Annotated in this window: 18 protein-coding genes; 7 read left to right on the top strand and 11 right to left on the bottom strand. The window is 61.5% G+C overall.

What is annotated here, in order from left to right:
• The first annotated feature begins 9 nt into the window (after positions 1–9).
• Positions 10–408, top strand: a complete 399-nt coding sequence (gene arfB, locus ACFQ95_RS19465) for an alternative ribosome rescue aminoacyl-tRNA hydrolase ArfB (protein ID WP_422833608.1) — start codon at positions 10–12, stop codon at positions 406–408.
• Positions 409–468: 60 nt separating this feature from the next.
• Here arfB and ACFQ95_RS19460 read toward each other — a convergent pair whose 3' ends face one another.
• From ACFQ95_RS19460 to ACFQ95_RS19425, 8 genes are all read right to left on the bottom strand, one after another.
• On the bottom strand, positions 469–1,287 hold the full coding sequence (locus tag ACFQ95_RS19460; protein ID WP_422833606.1) for a heme ABC transporter ATP-binding protein: 819 nt from the start codon (positions 1,285–1,287) through the stop codon (positions 469–471).
• A gap of 11 nt (positions 1,288–1,298) precedes the next feature.
• A complete protein-coding gene (locus ACFQ95_RS19455) occupies positions 1,299–2,369 on the bottom strand; it encodes a FecCD family ABC transporter permease (protein ID WP_422833604.1) in 1,071 nt (356 codons plus the stop codon).
• A 12-nt stretch (positions 2,370–2,381) separates the two neighbouring features.
• Positions 2,382–2,894, bottom strand: a complete 513-nt coding sequence (locus tag ACFQ95_RS19450; RefSeq protein WP_422833602.1) for a hypothetical protein — start codon at positions 2,892–2,894, stop codon at positions 2,382–2,384.
• A complete protein-coding gene (locus ACFQ95_RS19445) occupies positions 2,891–3,790 on the bottom strand; it encodes a heme/hemin ABC transporter substrate-binding protein (RefSeq protein ID WP_422833600.1) in 900 nt (299 codons plus the stop codon). The genes ACFQ95_RS19450 and ACFQ95_RS19445 overlap by 4 nt, the downstream gene beginning before the upstream one ends.
• A gap of 21 nt (positions 3,791–3,811) precedes the next feature.
• Complete coding sequence (locus ACFQ95_RS19440) at positions 3,812–4,213, bottom strand: VOC family protein (protein WP_422833598.1); 402 nt, start codon at positions 4,211–4,213, stop codon at positions 3,812–3,814.
• Positions 4,214–4,225: 12 nt separating this feature from the next.
• The gene (locus ACFQ95_RS19435) at positions 4,226–5,329 is read right to left on the bottom strand and encodes a hemin-degrading factor (protein WP_422833597.1); all 1,104 of its coding nucleotides are present in this window, start codon (positions 5,327–5,329) and stop codon (positions 4,226–4,228) included.
• A 100-nt stretch (positions 5,330–5,429) separates the two neighbouring features.
• A complete protein-coding gene (locus ACFQ95_RS19430; RefSeq protein ID WP_422833595.1) occupies positions 5,430–5,795 on the bottom strand; it encodes a hypothetical protein in 366 nt (121 codons plus the stop codon).
• Positions 5,796–5,818: 23 nt separating this feature from the next.
• Entirely contained in the window at positions 5,819–8,077 is a 2,259-nt protein-coding gene (locus ACFQ95_RS19425; protein ID WP_422833593.1) for a TonB-dependent hemoglobin/transferrin/lactoferrin family receptor, read from the bottom strand.
• A gap of 290 nt (positions 8,078–8,367) precedes the next feature.
• Between ACFQ95_RS19425 and ahpC the strand changes: the two genes are divergently transcribed.
• From ahpC to bfr, 3 genes are all read left to right on the top strand, one after another.
• Positions 8,368–8,931: an alkyl hydroperoxide reductase subunit C gene (ahpC, locus tag ACFQ95_RS19420; RefSeq protein WP_422833591.1), complete on the top strand. Its 564-nt coding sequence runs from the start codon at positions 8,368–8,370 to the stop codon at positions 8,929–8,931.
• A 78-nt stretch (positions 8,932–9,009) separates the two neighbouring features.
• The gene (ahpF, locus tag ACFQ95_RS19415; protein ID WP_422833589.1) at positions 9,010–10,569 is read left to right on the top strand and encodes an alkyl hydroperoxide reductase subunit F; all 1,560 of its coding nucleotides are present in this window, start codon (positions 9,010–9,012) and stop codon (positions 10,567–10,569) included.
• 216 nt (positions 10,570–10,785) lie between these two features.
• Positions 10,786–11,262 (top strand): bacterioferritin, encoded by a 477-nt coding sequence (gene bfr / locus ACFQ95_RS19410; protein ID WP_422833587.1) that lies wholly within the window; start codon positions 10,786–10,788, stop codon positions 11,260–11,262.
• 80 nt (positions 11,263–11,342) lie between these two features.
• Here bfr and ACFQ95_RS19405 read toward each other — a convergent pair whose 3' ends face one another.
• A complete protein-coding gene (locus tag ACFQ95_RS19405; protein ID WP_422833585.1) occupies positions 11,343–12,572 on the bottom strand; it encodes an SUMF1/EgtB/PvdO family nonheme iron enzyme in 1,230 nt (409 codons plus the stop codon).
• A gap of 344 nt (positions 12,573–12,916) precedes the next feature.
• Between ACFQ95_RS19405 and ACFQ95_RS19400 the strand changes: the two genes are divergently transcribed.
• From ACFQ95_RS19400 to ACFQ95_RS19390, 3 genes are read left to right on the top strand one after another with little or no spacing between them, the layout of a single operon-like run.
• The gene (locus ACFQ95_RS19400) at positions 12,917–13,456 is read left to right on the top strand and encodes a TRAP transporter small permease subunit (protein ID WP_422833583.1); all 540 of its coding nucleotides are present in this window, start codon (positions 12,917–12,919) and stop codon (positions 13,454–13,456) included.
• Between the two features lie 41 nt (positions 13,457–13,497).
• Entirely contained in the window at positions 13,498–15,045 is a 1,548-nt protein-coding gene (locus ACFQ95_RS19395) for a TRAP transporter large permease (protein WP_422833582.1), read from the top strand.
• A 2-nt stretch (positions 15,046–15,047) separates the two neighbouring features.
• Positions 15,048–15,518 carry a hypothetical protein gene (locus tag ACFQ95_RS19390; RefSeq protein WP_422833580.1) on the top strand — a complete coding sequence of 157 codons (471 nt, stop codon included), beginning with the start codon at positions 15,048–15,050 and terminating at the stop codon, positions 15,516–15,518.
• 65 nt (positions 15,519–15,583) lie between these two features.
• Here ACFQ95_RS19390 and ACFQ95_RS19385 read toward each other — a convergent pair whose 3' ends face one another.
• Together ACFQ95_RS19385 and ACFQ95_RS19380 are read right to left on the bottom strand one after the other, a co-directional pair.
• The gene (locus ACFQ95_RS19385) at positions 15,584–16,666 is read right to left on the bottom strand and encodes a TRAP transporter substrate-binding protein (protein WP_422833578.1); all 1,083 of its coding nucleotides are present in this window, start codon (positions 16,664–16,666) and stop codon (positions 15,584–15,586) included.
• A gap of 307 nt (positions 16,667–16,973) precedes the next feature.
• Positions 16,974–18,035 (bottom strand): transketolase C-terminal domain-containing protein (locus tag ACFQ95_RS19380; protein WP_422833576.1); only part of this gene is annotated, 1,062 nt, incomplete at its 5' end.

Below are 18,035 nucleotides of genomic sequence, written 5' to 3'. Positions count from 1 at the left end.
ACACCTCACATGCCGCCCATCGTTGTGCCAGAAGAAGTCGAATTCACCGCCATGCGCGCCCAAGGCCCGGGCGGGCAGAACGTGAACAAGGTGTCGAGCGCCGTGCATCTGCGCTTCAATATCCACGCCTCGTCGCTTCCAGAAGCCATCAAAAACAACTTGCTGGCACTGCCCGCCTCGCGCGTGACCAAGGACGGCGTGTTGTTCCTCAAGGCGCAGGAGTCCCGCAGCCAGGAGGAAAACAAGGCTGCGGCATTGGCGCGGCTGCAAGCATTTGTCGCCGCCGCTGCACACGTCCCCACCACCCGCAAACCCACCAAGCCGACCTATGGCTCCCAGCAGCGGCGCTTGAAGAGCAAGTCCACACGGTCCGACATCAAGGCCGGGCGGGGCAAGGTACACGAGTAGCGCTGGCGCCAGCCAGAGGCGCAACAGGTGGTGCAGGCGTAAAGCTGCGTGCCCGCAAAATCAAGCCGTGATCAGCAACTGCCCCATGCCATCCTGCGCAACCACCGGTTCGGCGTGCACACCCCATACATCGGCCAGGCGCTGCGGTGTCAGCACTTCGCGTGCCGGGCCTTGGCAGTGGATGGCGCCCTGGTGCAGCACCACGGCCTGGTCGCAGTAACGCAGCGCGAGGTTCACATCGTGCAGCACCGCCACCACGCCCACGCCCTGCTCTACCGCCCACGAACGCACGGCTTGCAGCACTCCGTGCTGGTGTGAGAAGTCGAGCGCGGCGGTGGGCTCGTCGAGCAGCAGCCAGCGCGGCTGGCCATCGGCGCGCGGCAGCCAGATCTGCGCCAGCACACGGGCCAATTGGGCGCGCGCCTTTTCGCCACCCGAGAGTGAATTCAGCACCCGGTGCTGCAGCGCGTAGACATCGGTCAAACGCAGGGCGTCGTCGATGATGCGGGCCTCATCCACACTCGGTTGACGGCGGTGCGGAAAACGTCCCAGCTCGACCACGTCGCGCACCGAGAAGTCGAATGCGGTGGCGGTGTCTTGCGGCAGCAGCGCGCGGCGCAGTGCCCATTCGGCGGCGGAGCGCTCGCCCAGCGCAGTGCCGTTGATGCGCACCGTGCCCGACTGCAGTGCGCGCTGGCCCGACAACAAGCTCAGCAGGCTGGATTTGCCCGCTCCATTGGGGCCCAGAATGGCGGTAACCTGCCCCGACGGGATCACCAGGCTGCAGGGCTGCAGCACCGTCTTGCCGCCCAGACGCAGGCCTACGCGGTCGGCTTGCAGGCTGCCACCCAAGCTTTGCCGGGGTAATGATTCAGACATCACGGCCGCCATCACACCCGCCCCTTGAACTGACGCAACAACAGCAGGAAAAACGGCACACCCACAAACGCGGTCAACACACCCAACGGCAACTCGGCCGGCTGCACGATGGTGCGCGCCACGGCGTCGGCCAGCAGCACCAGGGCCGCCCCCAGCATGGCCGAGCCGGGCAGGACGATGCGGTGGTCGGGCCCGGCGATCAGGCGTATGCAGTGCGGCGCCAGCAGGCCGACAAAACCAATGATGCCGGTGGTGGCGGTGATGGCTCCTACCGCCATCGCGGTGACCAGCACAACGCGCCGCTTGATGCGCTCCACATCCACCCCCAGCAACGCCGCTTGCGCCTCACCCAATGCAATCGCATTCAGCGGCCTGGCGCAGAACAGGCCTGCGGAGATAGCGATCAAAACAATACTGAACACCAGCAGCACAGCACTCCAGCGCCCGCCGCCCAGGCTGCCCAGCATCCAGAACTGGATGTTGCGCAATTGCTCGTCTGTGGCCAGGAAGTTGAGATAGCCCAGGCCCGCGCCCGCAAGGGCGTTGATGGCGATGCCGGCCAAAAGCATCAGGCTGATGCGGGTGCCGCCCTCGGACTGCGACAACATGTAGATCAGCAACGTGACCGCCATGCCGCCGCCAAAGGCCATGAGCACCAGCGGCCAACTGCCCACCGTGCGTGGCAGGTCGGGGAAATAGCTGCTGCCCAGGACGATGGTGACGCCTGCAGCGAGCGCGGCGCCGCTGCTCACACCAATGAGGCCGGGATCGGCCAGGGGGTTGCGAAAGATGCCTTGCATCAACGCCCCCGACAGGCCCAGGCCGGCGCCTGCGGCCACGCCCAAAAGCAGCCGCGGCAGGCGAATGTTCATGAAGACGAGCTGCTCGGGCGAACCGTCTAGCCCGCCAAACAGCGCGCCCCAAAGGGTTTTCAGGATATCCAGTGGCGCAATGGCGTAGGCGCCCTGCGCGCTGGCCGCGACCAGGCTGGCCAGCACCAGTGCGGCCCCCAGCCAGAGTACGGTTTTGCCCGTGAGCCGCCGGGTGTTTGGCACAGCGGCTTGGTTGGCGATGGCGTTCATACGGTCTGCGCCTTACGCCGCCGCAGGGCCGGATGCCGGCCGCTGTGGCCCACGCATCGGCTGCCACACGGAGGAAATGCGGGCTGAAGACGGGCGCGCCGCCAAGGCACGCGCCACCTGCAGATGGTTGACATCATGGGGCCATTGCACCAGCTGCAGGCTGTTGCCATCGCGGTCCAAAAGGCTGAATTCCCACGAACCCAGCGGCGTACGCTGCGGCGCGCCAGACAGCGGTGTGCAGGCCTGGTAGGCCAGGCGGCTGTGCAGGTGAAACACATCACGCACCACCACGCGCAGCTGCACGGGCTGCAGCAGCGGCTGGTCGGCCAGTTGCTGCCAGAGCTGCACCCGTAAGCCACCACAGGCGAGCATGGCCCACACGCCGGGAATGTGCTGCCGCAAGGTAAAGCCTAGGTTTTGTTGCCAGTCCTGCAGTGCGGCAGCCAGCGCTGGTGTAGGCAAAGACAGGCCGCCCTGGCTGCCATCACCCCAGGCCAGGAATTCACCTACCCGCGCAGCACTCATGCCAACACCAATTGTTGGCACAGGGTACGCACGGTTTGCGGCAGGCGCGGGCCGAAGCCTATGAGCTCCAGCGCATCCAGCTGCACCAGGGCGCGCTTCTTGAAAGCCGGGGTGAGTGCCAGCTCAGGGCGCGCCCAGAACTTTTCCAAACCGCCCTGGGCTTCAATGCCCTGTGTGCTGGTGAGCACAAAGTCGGGCGCGGCGGCGGCCATGGCCTCGGCCGTCATCGCGCGATAACCATTAAAGCCGGTCATCACGTTGATGCCGCCCGCAAAGTTGATCATGGCGTCTGCAGCCGTTTTGCCGCCTGCCACCTGCGGGCTGGCACCATGCGCCAGAATGAACAACACCTTGGGTTTGCGGCCACGCGACTTCACCGCATCGGCCACTTCCTTTTGCACGACGGCCCAATCGGCATCCAGCTTGGCCTGCAGCGCTTTCGCCTGTGGCTCGCGCGCGGCGCTGCGGCCCACCGCCTGGATCTTGCGTTGCACTTCGGCCCAGCTGTGGTCGGCCTCGATCAGGTCTACACGTACACCTGCGCTGCGCAATTGGTCGAGCACCACCACCGGGCCGGCCTCGGTGGTGCCGATCACCGCATCGGGTTTAAGCGACAACAGGCCCTCTGCCGACAGGCTGCGCATGTAGCCGACCTTGGGTGTGTTCAACGCTGCAGGTGGGAACAGGCTGGTGGTGTCGGTGCCCACCAGTTGGCCTTCTGCACCCAGTGCGTAGACCACTTCGGTGATGGCGCCACCCAGCGTGACCAGGCGCGGCAGCTTGGCGGTCTGGGCATGGGCTGGCAGCCAAAGGCTTGCGCCCACGGCGCCAGCCGCCGCCAGCAGTTGGCGGCGCTTGATGGGAAACGGAGCTTGGGCGTGGGGGGTGTTCTTCATCTTCAATACTCGTTCTGAACTTCAGGAAGCTGCATCAGCGGCATGGGCCACGGGCGGCCCGAGGTTTTGTGCGATGCGCCACAACACACCGCTGGGGTCGTGCAGCACAAACTCGCGCATGCCCCAGGGCTGGTCCGTCAGCGCGCCGACCTTGACCTGGTAACGCGCCGCCAAGTCGGCCTGCGCCACGTGTTGCCACCAGGCCTTCACGTCGGGCACCAGCAGGTGCATGACAAACTGTTCGGCAAAGCCTGCCTGCTCGCAGGGCTGCAGCAGAAAGCTGCAGTCGCCGCAGTAGAAATAGGCCACGCCATGCCCTTCAGAGGCCTTGGTGAAGCCCAGCTCCTGGTAGAAGCGCATGGCCAGCGCAAAGTCGCGCGCGGGCACAAACGCCTTGATCTCTACCGTCTCCAGTGCAGACATGGGACGCTGGCTTTAAGCGGCGGCGGTGGCGGCTTCACGCGGCAAACGCGCCACCAGCTCGCGCCAGGTTTGCAGCTCGGGCGTACCGGGCTTGCGCGAGCCAAAGAACATCACCATCAACTCACCCGTGTGGTCAAACACTTCGACCGAGGTGACGATGCCGTCCGACGTGGGCTTTTGCACGGCCCACACATGGGCCACCATGTCTTCACGCAGGTGCAGGTTGAAGCCGGCGTCGAGCACATTGATCCACTGCGCAGTGGGCGTGACCATGGGCTCGATGCGGCGCACCGGGCCGCTGTGGATCTGTATGCAGCCGGCGCTGCCAACAAACACCATGATGCTGGTCTCGTCCATCGCCGCTTCGTCGAGCAAAGTGCGCACCGTGTTCAGCGGCAGCGGCTGGCTGAACTGGCCGTTCATCAGGCGGAAGGATTGCTGGCGCTCCACCGCATGTTTCTTCAGCAGGCCGAAGAAGTCGTGGGTGTCTTTCATCGCGCCCCAGTCGGCCGCCAGGGCCGCAGCGTCTATGCTGCTGTCCGCCGCAATGGCCGGCTTGGCTTCGGCGGCCCGGTATTGCACAGGCGCAGCATTGGCATCGGCGAAGCGCTCGACCAAAGCATTGAACGCGGCACGGTCACTGGCGTCACGCACAAAAATCTTGTGCACGGCAATGCCTTGTGCGTCATAAAACTGCAGGCTTTGGCTGGGTGGGTTGGCAGCCGAAGCTGCAGGCTCGAACACCGCAAAACCAGCGTGCCATTTGGTGAAGAACAAGCGCAGGTCGATGTCTGGATCCAGGGCCAGGCCCATGGCGGCGCTGCCGCTGACCTTGTTGTAGACACCGGTTTTTTCGTGCACGGTGGATTCGTTGCGCGTGAGTGCCAGCACCGGGCCGCAGGCTTGTACACCTTGCAAGATTTCCAGCCACTGGGCACGCAGTGGCGTGGCCTTGATGAGATTGTCATGCGCGCCCACGTGGGCGGCGATGGCCATGCCTTCGGTCAGGCCAAGGCTTTCGGCGGCGTCTTTGTGGCGTTTGCCGGCTTGGCGCAGTTCGGCAAAACGGGCGCGGATCTCGGCAGGCTGGGACAGGAGTGGGTTGGCGGTGTTCATGGTGGGTTGCGGTGGTGGTTTTAGTGTGAAGAAATAAACAAAAAATCAACAACAAAAATCGGCTTTTCGCCCATGGAGGAAGCGCAAGCCGCTATGTTTTTCATTGCACAAGCTCGGGTGTGCTGTGCCACAACACACGTTGCTCCTCAGGCACCAGCAGCGGCTCGGCTGTGCCGCTGTGGTGCGCCAGGCTGTGCAGGTGTTGCACCCAGCGTGTGTGCAGGCTCCAGACCACCGACTTGAAGTCGGGCGACAACATGGCGTGCTGCGACAGCGCCGACAGGTTGTCGACAATCTTGCGCGCCAGTTCGTCGCGGTGGTGGTCGCAGCACGCTTGCGCGTGCCCGGTCATCAAAGCCAGCGCACCGGCCAGCAAGGCCTCGGCGCAAGGCATTTCGTACTCCTCGTCGCGTGTGGCCTCGGCTGAGTTGTCGGCACGCGGAGTGGAATCTTCGGGCTTGTCCATGGCGCTGGCCTCCGGTGACTGTTTTAGAAATCAGCGATCAGCGCCACGCGGTAGTTACGCCCGGGTTGGGTGTAGGCGTCTATGGTGCTGCTGGTCGCGGACTGGCCAACCACGGTGGACCATTGCCAGTATTTCTTGTCGGTCAGGTTGTAGACACCGGCGGTCAGGCGCAGGTCTTTGCTGATGCGCCATTGACCGCTCAGGTCAACAATGGTGGCCGAGGGTGGCAAGAAGGGGTTGGCCTGTGCAGCCAGGTCCACGTCAGACTTGTCTTTGCCGCCGTAGTAGTGCACGTTGAGTTTGGTGCTCCACACCGGCGTGGCGTACTCCAGGCCCACCAGCAGGCTCTCGGGGCTGACCGAGTTCAGGCCCACACCGGTGTCGCTGTTTTCGCCCTTGGTCTGGCCGTAGGCAAATGGTGTGGACAGTTGACCGTCACCCACCTTGCCCCAGTCGGCGCGACCCTTGATCTCGAAGCCGCTGATACGCGCCTTGCCGATGTTGATGGACTGGTAGATGCCCGGGTTGGCGGCCGTGAAGTTGCCACCCACCTGCTGGAAGTCTTCAATGAAGTCTTTATAACGACCGGTGAAAGCGGCCACATCGAGCGACAGATTGGCCAGGCGACCACGGGTGCCGATCTCAAAATTCTGGCTCTTCTCAGGCTTCAGATTCGGATTCGGAATGCTGCGGTAGTTGGCTTGCGGGTTGGCAAAATAAGCATTCACCTGCCCGGCATTCGGTGCCTTGAAACCCGAGGCATAGTTGCCGTAGACGCTCCACACCTCATTCGCACGGAACAGCGCGCCCAGCTTAGGCGAGACGGCGGTGTCGGACATGGACGTCACCGGGTTGCTGAAGCCCTGCTGGCTGGCGTCGATCTTGAAGTGGTCCACACGCACACCCGGCGTGATGCTCCACGCGCCCATCACGATTTCATCCTGGCCATACAGCGCGGCGCTAGATTCGGTGGTGTCCGGGAAGCGCTTGAGCGGATAGGTTTCGCCGGCTGCCGGCGTGGTGCCGGTTTGCAGGTTGCGGATCTTGCTGTTGACGTAATCAAAGCCGTAGGTGATCTTTTGCACCGCATCCGTGCCCATGCGAACTTGTTTGTTCGCCTGCAGGTTCAGTTGCCAGCTTTTCTCGCTGTAGTCGGTGATACGTGAACGGTCGGCGCTGCTGTAGCGGTCCTGAAAGAAGTATTCCCTGGACTGGGCGTCCTGGTAGCTGACCACGGCGCGCAGCCTGTCGGCGGCAGCGCTATCGAGTTGCCAGCTGCCATCCCAGGTCAGGCGGTCGCGCTGCATTTCGGTATTGCCGTTGGAGGCGATGGTGGAATTCGCCAGCGCAGTCCCGGTCAATGGCGGCGTGGACGGTGCGGTAATGTTGGACAACAGGTTGTAGTCCGCCTTGTGGTCCACATGTTCGAAGGTGAACACGTGTTTTTGTCCGCCACCCGGGGTGAACACCAGTTTGCCGAGCAGCGATTGGTCTTTGTCTTTTTCGGGGTTGGGTGTGGTGCGGTTGCTATTAGCAGCGTCGTTTGTGCCCATGTTGTCAATCGCATCACCGCCGCTCAGGTTGCCCGAGAACAACCACGACAACGTATCGTTGCCGCGGCCCGCCATGGTGACGCCGGTTTTCCAACCGTCGCGGTCGCTGCTGTAGCCCACATTCGCAGAGCCACCAAAGGTTTTGCCATTGGCCAGGTAGTCGGCCGGATCCTTGGTGATGAAGTTCACCAGGCCGGCAACACCGTCAGAGCCATACAGCGCAGAAGTGGCGCCGCGCACGATTTCCACACGCTTGAGCAAGCCGATATCGATGTAGTCGCGCCCTACCGCGCTTTCGCTGGGGAAGGTGTAGCTCAGCGGTTGGCGGATGCCGTCCACCAGCATCAACACCCGGTTGCCGCCCAGGCCACGGATGTTGAAACCGGAGTTCTGGTCGCGGCCAGTTTGCGCGCCAATGGCGAAACGCGCCGGGGCGCGTGGCACGGTCACGTTGGGCAGGTCGGCAGCCACGTCGCGAATGTCTTGGATCTGGCCGTTTTCCAGGTCCTTGAGATTGAACACGTCAATGCTCATGGGCAACTCATCCGGGTCTTGTTCCGTGCGCGAACCGCTGATGACCACTTCTTTTAATGCAGGCGCCATCGCTGGTGAGGCCGTTTGGGTTTGTGCGGTCGCCATGGCGGAGACACACAAAAGCCCGACGATGAGGCAGGTTTCGCGCAGCGCGAAGGGCGCCGAAAATTGAGAAGGCAGACGAAGTGAGGCCACGTGGAGTCCAGCAGTGCAGTTGAAAAAATCAAGGCTGGCTGCAGGTACTAGACAGGCGCTTGGCTTGTCGTGACGCGATGGTGGCTAGCTACGGATCGCCGCAGTATATGCGAACAATTCTCATCCCATAAATTGTAAGGATTAATTTTGTTACATCTTTGCCGGCAGTTTTAGATCGCGCTCATAGGTGAGAGCATAGAGTTTAATAGTTATTTTCTATTGAAACTAGTTATTCAAGAGCTATACAATATCAACTCGTTACCGATTTCATCAACCACTAAGGAAGTTACATGTCCCTGATCAACACCCAAGTCCAGCCCTTCAAGACCGAAGCCTTCCACAACGGCAAGTTCGTGACCGTCAGCGACGAAAGCCTGAAGGGCAAATGGTCTGTCTTGATCTTCATGCCGGCAGCCTTCACCTTCAACTGCCCCACCGAAATCGAAGACGCAGCCGACAACTACGCTGAATTCCAAAAGGCCGGCGCCGAGGTCTACATCGTGACCACCGACACACACTTCTCGCACAAGGTGTGGCACGAAACCTCCGCCGCAGTTGGCAAGGCCAAGTTCCCACTGGTGGGCGACCCAACCCACACGCTGACCAACGCTTTCGGCGTGCACATCCCCGAAGAAGGCCTGGCACTGCGCGGGACGTTTGTGATCAACCCAGAAGGCACGATCAAGACCGCTGAAATCCACTCCAACGAAATCGCCCGCGACGTGAAAGAAACGCTGCGCAAGCTGAAGGCAGCCCAATACACCGCCGCCCACCCAGGCCAAGTGTGCCCAGCCAAGTGGAACGAAGGCGCCGCCACGCTGACGCCATCGATCGACCTCGTCGGCAAGATCTAAGCGACCACCATCGCCCTAAACCCGGGCGCTGTGCGCTCGGGTTTTTTTTCCCCTAAACGTTTGCAATGGAAGTTCATCATGCTTGACGCCAACACCAAAGCCCAATTGAAAAGTTACCTCGAACGGATCAACCAGCCGCTCGAAATCGTCGCGTCTGTCAACGACAGCAAGGCCTCTGGTGAAGTGCTGGAGCTGCTGAACGACGTTGCCGAAACCTCCTCTCTGGTCACCGTGATCGAGAGCCGAGACGACAGCCACCGCAAGCCATCGTTCTCCATCAACCGCCCGGGCGAAAGCCACGGCCCGCGTTTCGCCGGCCTGCCCATGGGACATGAATTCACCTCGCTGATCCTGGCCCTGCTGCAAACCGGCGGTTACCCACCCAAGGTCGAAGACGCCGTGCTGGAACAGATCCGCGCACTCGACGGCGACTTCGAGTTCGAGGTCTACGTCTCGCTGACCTGCCACAACTGCCCGGACGTGGTGCAGGCACTCAACCTGATGGCGATCCAGAACCCGCGCATCAAGGCGACGATGATCGACGGCTCGCTGTTCCAGGCCGAAGTGGCCGAGCGCCAGATCATGGCCGTGCCTACCGTGTTCCTGAACGGCACCGAATTCGGCCAAGGCCGCATGACGCTGGAAGAAATCCTGGCCAAGATCGACACCAGCGGCGTCGAACGCGAAGCCAAGAAGATCAGCGCCAAGGAAGCCTTCGACGTGCTGATCGTCGGTGGTGGGCCAGCCGGTGCCGCAGCCGCCGTGTATGCCGCACGCAAGGGCATACGCACCGGCGTGGCGTCGGAACGTTTTGGCGGCCAGGTGCTGGACACGCTGGGCATTGAAAACTTCATCTCGGTGAAAGAAACCGAAGGACCAAAGTTTGCCCACGCACTGGAAGAACACGTGCGCAACTATGACGTGGACATCATGAACCTGCAGCGCGCTGCAGCCCTGGTGCCGCAAGACGGTGTGCTGGAAGTGAAGCTGGAAAGCGGCGCCACCTTGAAGAGCCGCTCGGTCATCATCTCCACCGGCGCACGCTGGCGCAACATCAACGTGCCCGGCGAAAAGGAATACAAGAACAAGGGTGTGGCCTACTGCCCGCACTGCGATGGCCCGCTGTTCAAGGGCAAGCGCGTGGCGGTGATCGGCGGCGGCAACTCCGGTGTCGAAGCAGCGATTGACCTGGCCGGCATCGTGGGCCACGTCACGCTGATCGAGTTTGGCGACCAACTGCGCGCCGACGCCGTGTTGCAACGCAAGCTGACCAGCCTGGCCAACGTGACCGTGCACGTCAATGCGCAAACCACGGAGATCACCGGCGACGGCCAAAAGGTCAACGGCCTGGTGTTCAAGGACCGCATCAGCGAGCAAGTCCACACGGTGGAACTCGAAGGTGTGTTTGTGCAGATTGGCTTGGTGCCCAACACCGACTGGCTCAAGGGCACGGTCGAGTTGAGCAAACACGGCGAGATCATCGTCGACGCCAAGGGCCAGACCTCGCTGCCCGGTGTGTTTGCCGCAGGCGACGCCACCACGGTGCCGTTCAAGCAGATCATCATCGCCGCCGGTGATGGCGCCAAGGCTGCGCTGGGTGCGTTTGACTACCTGATCCGCGAGTCGGCTCCGGCCTGATTCGCTGCTGTGTAGCAAAGGGCGCTGGTCGAAAGGCTAGCGCCCTTTTTTCATGGCGTTTTGCTGCGCATGGGCAGCGCGACAAGAACGCCTATCAGTCCCGTTCGCAGTCCGAGCGCATGAACAGGGCTATTGCTTCGGCCACCTTGGAAAATGCCAGGCGGTGGACGAAAATCCCGCCGATAGCCGAATAACAAACACTGCGAGGAATCCACTATGCAAGGCGATCCCAAAGTCATTGAGCACCTGCAAGCTCAACTGAAAAACGAACTCACCGCCATCAACCAGTACTTCTTGCACTACCGCATGTACAAACACTGGGGTCTGGACAAGCTGGCGAAGAAGGAATATTCGGAGTCTATAGGCGAGATGAAACACGCCGACAAGCTGATGGACCGTATCTTCATGCTCGACGGCCTGCCCAACCTGCAAGACATGGCGAAAATCCTGGTCGGTGAAAACGTGCCCGAAGCCTTGGCCTGCGACCTGAAAGCCGAGACTGGTGCACAGGCCACCATCAAGGCCGGCATCGCCTACTGCGAATCGGTACGTGACTACGTTTCGCGCGACCTGCTGCAAGAGATCCTGGACGACACCGAAGAACACATCGACTTCCTGGAAACCCAGATCGACCTGATCGACAAGGTGGGACTGCAGAACTACCTGCAAAGCCAAATGGGCGAAGTGAGCTGATCGCCGCACTCCACCAAAGCCTTATCGGGCGCATATGCGCTATAGAAAAGCGTAGTTGCCTACTGCTTATGTAGCAACCTTCAAATAGCGCAAGAGCGAAATCCGACAAAGCGCACATCATCGCCGGGCATGGCAAAACCGCGGAACTTGGGGTGCTTCATGCGCGCCCGGGTCGCAAACGATGCGCCGCGCAAGGTGCGCGCACGCTGAAACCAGGGGGCCGAATACGTCTCCCAAGGGTCGGCCTTGAAGCCCGGCCAGGGCATGAAGAAATCGGCCGTCCACTCGTGCACATCGCCCCAGCGGAAACCACGGCGCCCCGCCGTCATCGCGGCCATCTCCCATTCGGCCTCGGTCGGCAGGCGGCGGCCGGCCCAACGGCACCAGGCGTCGGCTTCCCACCAGCTCATGTGCATGGCCGGCTGTGCTGGCGCCAAACGCACGGCGGCACCAAAGCGCCGCTGCAGCACGGCACCGGTGCTCACGCCGATTTGCTCCACATAACGGGGCCCGCGCCGGCCGGTGCGCGCCACATGCGCCTTGAGCCAGGACCAGCCTTCTGGGCGCCAGTAGTCGGGGTTTTCATAACCGCCGTCGTCGACAAACTCCACATACTGCGCCCAGCTCACCGCCTGGGCGTCGATGTCGAACTCGGCCACGGCTTGTGGGTGTGTCCACTTCTCGTTGTCAAACACAAACCCGCCCACGGGCGAGCCCAGTTGCCATTCAGCCGCAGGCATGGGCAGGGTTTCACGCGCCACCATGGTTGGCGGCGGCAGCACCTTCAGCGGCACACCACGCGCCTGCGCCAGCGTGATGAGTTGCTCGCCGCGCATGTCTTCATGGAACAGCGCCAGACGGTAGAAGTAGAGTGCGTTGTCGTCTTCGGGCGACTTTTCCAGCAGCTCGAGCGTGCTCTCCAAAGTCTCTAACAAGAAATTCTTGGTGATCGCCATGTCGGGCGCGGGCGGATGCATTTGCTCCGGGTTCCACCAGCGGTCGGCATTGGGCGCAATCGACGCCAGGCGCGTGGGCTGGGACGGGCATTCCGGGCCTTGGCTGCGCTGGGTGTTGCGGCCTATCCAGGCTTCGGCCATCCAGCCCACGTGGCCAGCCAGCCACAGCGGCGGCGGCACCACTTCGTTGACCGCGCCGGTTGGGGCCACCTGCGGCTCAAACTGGTCGAGCAGATGCAGCGTGTGGTTGCGTGCATCCATCAACGCCAACGACAGCAAGTCGCGTCCGGCACGACGCATATCCGGTGAGTCGATGGCGGCCGGTGTGGCAGGTAAAGTGAACGTGAAGGACATGAGCCCATTATTCCCATCTCGCCTGCAAAGCGCTACAGCGCGACCGCTGCAGCAAGCCGAAAGTAAAGATGGCTAAGCGGACCTTTACGGTCGACAAAACACGGGTTTACCCGTGTGATTCGATGATTTTCAGACACTTACACCCCCCTACAATCGACGCCTTGCAGTTCCAACACGCAGCCCTTCGCCTCTGTGCGCGCGCTGCGTGTTTCTGTATGTGCGCTGTGTTTTTTCTGACGCACGCCTTACACGGCTGTGATGCCAATGGATGCCACTTCATGCGTGCAGCGCAGAAGTTCTCCGGCGGCCTTTGAGGCTTCACTTTCGCTTTTTGGAGATTTACTGTGTCCGTACTCCTCAAACTCGCGCTTGGCATGGATTGGATCAGCCAGCAGTTAGGCAAGCTTGCCGCGTGGACGGTGTTGGCCGCCGCACTGATTTCGGCTGGCAATGCTTTTGTTCGTTATGGGCTGGATATCAGCTCGAACGGCTGGCTGGAGATCCAGTGGTACATGTTTGCCGCCACCGTGATGCTGGGCGCCCCCCTGGTGCTCAAGCTCAATGAACACGTGCGCGTCGACATCATCTACGGCCGCCTCAAGGGCAATGGCTCGGTGTACGTCGATCTGTTCGGGCTGATCTTCTTCCTGTTGCCGGTGATGCTGACCATCGCCTACCTGAGCTGGCCGCTGTTCATTGGCATGTTCCGCTCGGGCGAAATGTCGAACAACGCCGGCGGCCTGATCCGCTGGCCCGCCATGATGCTGCTGCCGCTGGGCTTTGGCCTGATGTTCTTGCAAGGCCTGTCAGAGGTCATCAAACGCATCGCCTACCTGCAAGGCAAATTCAAGATGGACATGCACTACGAGAAACCCGTGCAGTGAACCGCCCAGCCAATCTGATTTAACGCTTTTCGGAATACAACATGCAGATGGAAAATTTTGCGCCGATGATGTTCGGCGGGCTGGTGCTGATCATGCTGATCGGCTTCCCGGTGGCCTTCTCGCTGGCCGCGCTGGGCATGGCCTCGGGTTTGTTTGCGATCCAGATGGGCTGGTTCCCGGCCGTGTTCATGGAGAACCTGCCGATCAACATCTTCGGCATTTTGTCGAACGACTTGTTGCTCGCCATTCCGTTCTTCACCTTCATGGGCGCTATTCTGGAGAAGTGCGGCCTGGCTGAGGACATGCTCGACTCCATGGGCCAGCTGTTCGGCACGGTGCGCGGCGGTTTGGGCTACTCGGTCATCATCGTGGGCTTTATCCTGGGCGCCATCACCGGCACCGTGGCTGGCCAGGTGATCGCCATGGCGCTGATCTCGCTGCCCGTGATGATCCGCTACGGCTACAACATGCGTTACGCCACCGGCGTGTTGGCGGCCTCGGGCACCATCACGCAGTTGGTGCCACCTTCACTGGTGCTGATCGTGATGGCCGACCAACTCGGCCGCTCGGTGGGCGACATGTACCGCGGCGCCTGGGGCCCGTCGATTCTGCAGGTGCTGATTTTTGCGGGCTACACCTTCTTGCTGGGCGTTTTCAAGCCCCACCACATTCCGGGCATTCCAAAGTCTGCACGCACGCTGAGCGGCGCCAAGCTGTGGGCCAAGTGCCTGCGCGGCATCATCCCATCGGCGATTCTGATCTTTGCGGTGCTGGGCTCCATGGGCGGCCTGCCAGGCATAGACACCGCCATCGCAACCCCCACCGAAGCCGGCGCCATGGGCGTGGTCGGCGCCCTGGTGCTGGCCGCCATGCACAAGCGTTTGACACTGGCCTTGATCTGGGAAGCCATGGTCGGCACCATGCGCCTGACCGCCATGGTGGTGTTCATTCTGATTGGCGCACGTGTGTTCTCCATGGTGTTCCAGGGTGTGGACGGCGCCAAGTGGGTGGAACACATGTTGACCGGTTTGCCCGGTGGCCAGATCGGCTTCCTGATCGCCGTCAACATCTTCATCTTCTTCCTGGCGTTCTTCCTCGACTTCTTTGAGATCGCCTTCATCATCTTGCCCATGCTTGGCCCCGTGGCGGCAAAGCTGGGCATAGACCTGGTGTGGTTTGGTGTGCTGCTGTGCGTGAACATGCAAACCAGCTTCATGCACCCGCCGTTCGGTTTTGCGCTGTTCTACTTACGCGGCATTGCCGATACCCTGTTCAAAGAGAAACGCATAGACAAACCCATCAAGTCGAGCGACATCTACATGGGCGCGATTCCCTGGGTGTTGATGCAGGTGATTCTGGTGGCCATCGTGATTTTCGTACCGCAGACAGTGACCATGTTCCTGCCCAAGGAAGAGAAGATAGACACCGAGACCATACAGATTGTGGTGCCCGACAACGAACCTGCGGAAGCCGCCAGCGGCGACAAAGATGGTGACGCCGAAAGCAAGGGCGAGAACCCCTTTGGCGATGCCCCTGCTGCCGACGCCAAGCCCGATGCCGCAGCACCCGCTGAAGCCGAGAAGAAATAAGCTTGGGTCCCGCTCCTTTTCGCTTTGTGCCACAGTCCGGTGGCACGATTGAAGCGCCCGCGTTTTCACGGGTCTTCAAACTGTTTGCCACCGTCATCGTCGGCGGCTGTGCCTTGTGGCTGGCGCAGTTGTTCACCAGCGGTGTATTGGGCACCGGCCGCACCACAGGCGTGGTCTGGTTCCTGGCCGGGCTGGTGATGATGCTGTGGACCTGGTGGCACATCATGCGCAGCCGCACCCGCATCACCAGCGAAGGCCTGCACCAGCGCTGGATCTGGGACAAGGATATGGCGTTCGACGACCTGGCCTACGGCAAACTGATACGGGTGCGTGGCCTCGAGTGGCTGATTGCGCCACGCCTGTACGTGCGCACGCTGATGGGCAAGTTCACCGTGTTCTACGGCGCCACGCCAGAGCTGATTGCCGAGTTTGAACGCATCGTGCGCGAGCTGCGCGAGTTTCGCCAGCTTTAAATTCGTCCGGCGACATGCCATAAAAAAACCGCGCCGAGGCGCGGTTTTTTATTAGGCGTGACCGCTTACAGCTTCACGCTTTGCATGTAGCTGTCGAAGCGACCTTCGGCCACACGGAACCAGGCCACCTGGTTGCGCTGGAACGCACGGAAGTCGGCGAAGATCTTCTTCCACTCGGGGCTCTTGGCATCGTTCTCGGCATACACGGCTTCGGAAGCCTTGAACGACGCGTCCATGATTTCCTTGGAGAACGGCAACAGCTTGATCTTGGAACCGATGAGCTGCTTCAGCGCTTCAGGGTTGCGCGCGTCGTACTTGGCCAGCATGTCGACCGAGGCCACGGTGGTGGCGGCTTCGACGATGGCGCGGTTTTCAGGCGACAAGGCTTCCAGGGCTTTTTTGTTGATGAAGAAGTCCACTTCTGGACCACCTTCCCACCAGCCAGGGTAGTAGTAGTGTGGCGCAACCTTGGCAAAGCCGAGCTTTTGATCGTCGTACGGGCCCACCCATTCAGCCGCATCGATCGTGCCCTTTTCCAGCGCCTGGTAGATTTCGCCGCCAGGAATGCTTTGTGGCACCACACCCATCTTGGCCATGACCTCGCCCACCAGACCGCCGCCCAGGCGCATCTTCAGGCCCTTGAGGTCGGCAACCGTCTTCACTTCCTTGCGGAACCAGCCGCCCATTTGCGTGCCGGTGTTGCCGCCGGCGTAGCTGACCATGCCGTAAGTGGCATAGAACTCGTTCATCAGCTTGCGGCCGTTGCCGTGCATCATCCAGGCGTTCATCTGGCGTGCGTTCATGCCGAAAGGAATGGCCGCGCCGATGGCGAATGCGGGGTTCTTGCCGTAGAAGTAGTAAGGCACGGTGTGGCACATTTCCACCGAACCTTGCTGCACGCCATCAACCACACCGAAGGCGGGCATCAACTCGCCAGCGGCGTGCACCGAGATTTCAAACTTGCCGCCCGACATGGCCTTGACCGCGTTGGCAAACACTTCAGCGCCACCGTAAATCGTGTCCAGCGGCTTGGGGAAGCTGGAAGCCAGGCGCCAACGGACGGCAGCCTGGGCGTGCACGGCGGGCGCAATACCGGCGGCGAGCACACCAGCGATACCGGAATGTTTGATAAGAGAACGACGATCCATTGCACTACCTTCCGAAGATCAAAAAACAAAACCCGCCCCTCTGGAACGAGAGACGGGGACTCATTAGTTCGCTATAAATTGTACGGAGGCCGCTACCCCGAAACGTTGGGGGTTTACCCCCGAAAAACAGCGCGTTTCTCGTCAGAAAAACGTAAGAAATGGGTCGTTTTTTCGGGCCGGAATTGGTGTTAAAAAAACCCAAAACAAAGGCGCCTAAACAACCTGTGTATAGGCGCCCTAAAAGGCCATCAAGAGACTCGGTAGCGATGGGCGCAAAGAGCCCATCCGCAAAACCCTTAACTACGCGTTAAGCCGCAAGCCGAGGCTGCTGTTCAGGAAAAGCTTTCGCGATCGACGCGGCAATGCCTGCCGCATCCAGACCTTGCATGGCCATGAGTTTGACCGGGTCACCGTGTTCGATGAACTGGTCTGGCAGGCCCAGGCACAACACCGGCATGGCCACACCATTGGCTTGCAGCGCTTCGAGCACGGCGCTACCCGCGCCGCCCATCAAGGCACCATCTTCCACCGTCACCAGGGCTTCGTGTCTGGCCGCCACTTGCAGCAGCGTGTCCACATCCAGTGGTTTGGCCCAACGCATGTTGACCACGGTGGCATCGATTTTCTCAGCCACTTCGAGTGCCGGGTACAACAAGGTACCGAAGGCCAGAATCGCCACACCGGCTTTGCTGTTGGCCGCAGCGCCACTGGCTTGACGACGGATCTCGGCCTTGCCAAAAGGCAAAGCGTCCAGGTTGGGCAAGGTGGCCACTCCCGTGCCTGCGCCGCGCGGGTAACGCACGGCCACGGGTTGTGATTGCGCAAACGCCGTGCTCAGCAGTTGGCGGCATTCACGCTCGTCGGCCGGGCAGGCAATCGCCATATTCGGCACACAGCGCATGAACGGAATGTCGTACGCACCGGCGTGGGTCGCGCCGTCTGCGCCGACCAGACCGGCACGGTCCAACGCAAACACCACGGGCAGGTTTTGCAAGGCCACATCGTGGATCAGTTGGTCGTAGCCGCGTTGCAGGAAGGTGGAGTAAATCGCCACCACGGGCTTGAGTCCTTCGCAGGCCAGGCCGGCGGCAAACGTCACCGCGTGTTGCTCGGCAATGCCGACGTCGTAATAACGCTCGGGAAAACGCTGCTCGAACTCCACCAGGCCCGAACCTTCGCGCATCGCCGGTGTAATGCCGACCAGGCGTTTGTCCTGCGCGCCCATGTCGCACAGCCACTGGCCGAACACCTGGGTGAACGTGGGCTTGGACGGTGCGGCAGCCTTCTGCAAGCCCACGGCAGGATCAAACTTGCCCGGGCCATGGTAGGCCACGGGGTCGGCTTCGGCACGGCTGTAGCCACGGCCTTT

Source organism: Variovorax sp. HJSM1_2, from assembly GCF_049316285.1.
In the GTDB taxonomy this organism is placed as follows: Bacteria; Pseudomonadota; Gammaproteobacteria; order Burkholderiales; family Burkholderiaceae_C; genus Rhodoferax_B.
Note: the sequence above shows the minus strand (reverse complement) of the source record. Positions and strands in the feature narration are given on the sequence as shown.

Bases quoted from the DNA above. Each gene is read 5' to 3' on its own strand.
- arfB (WP_422833608.1), top strand. From the start codon at position 10: ATGCCGCCCATCGTTGTGCCAGAAGAAGTCGAATTCACCGCCATGCGC.
- ACFQ95_RS19460 (WP_422833606.1), bottom strand. From the start codon at position 1,287: ATGTCTGAATCATTACCCCGGCAAAGCTTGGGTGGCAGCCTGCAAGCC.
- ACFQ95_RS19455 (WP_422833604.1), bottom strand. From the start codon at position 2,369: ATGAACGCCATCGCCAACCAAGCCGCTGTGCCAAACACCCGGCGGCTC.
- ACFQ95_RS19450 (WP_422833602.1), bottom strand. From the start codon at position 2,894: ATGAGTGCTGCGCGGGTAGGTGAATTCCTGGCCTGGGGTGATGGCAGC.
- ACFQ95_RS19445 (WP_422833600.1), bottom strand. From the start codon at position 3,790: ATGAAGAACACCCCCCACGCCCAAGCTCCGTTTCCCATCAAGCGCCGC.
- ACFQ95_RS19440 (WP_422833598.1), bottom strand. From the start codon at position 4,213: ATGTCTGCACTGGAGACGGTAGAGATCAAGGCGTTTGTGCCCGCGCGC.
- ACFQ95_RS19435 (WP_422833597.1), bottom strand. From the start codon at position 5,329: ATGAACACCGCCAACCCACTCCTGTCCCAGCCTGCCGAGATCCGCGCC.
- ACFQ95_RS19430 (WP_422833595.1), bottom strand. From the start codon at position 5,795: ATGGACAAGCCCGAAGATTCCACTCCGCGTGCCGACAACTCAGCCGAG.
- ahpC (WP_422833591.1), top strand. From the start codon at position 8,368: ATGTCCCTGATCAACACCCAAGTCCAGCCCTTCAAGACCGAAGCCTTC.
- ahpF (WP_422833589.1), top strand. From the start codon at position 9,010: ATGCTTGACGCCAACACCAAAGCCCAATTGAAAAGTTACCTCGAACGG.
- bfr (WP_422833587.1), top strand. From the start codon at position 10,786: ATGCAAGGCGATCCCAAAGTCATTGAGCACCTGCAAGCTCAACTGAAA.
- ACFQ95_RS19405 (WP_422833585.1), bottom strand. From the start codon at position 12,572: ATGTCCTTCACGTTCACTTTACCTGCCACACCGGCCGCCATCGACTCA.
- ACFQ95_RS19395 (WP_422833582.1), top strand. From the start codon at position 13,498: ATGCAGATGGAAAATTTTGCGCCGATGATGTTCGGCGGGCTGGTGCTG.
- ACFQ95_RS19385 (WP_422833578.1), bottom strand. From the start codon at position 16,666: ATGGATCGTCGTTCTCTTATCAAACATTCCGGTATCGCTGGTGTGCTC.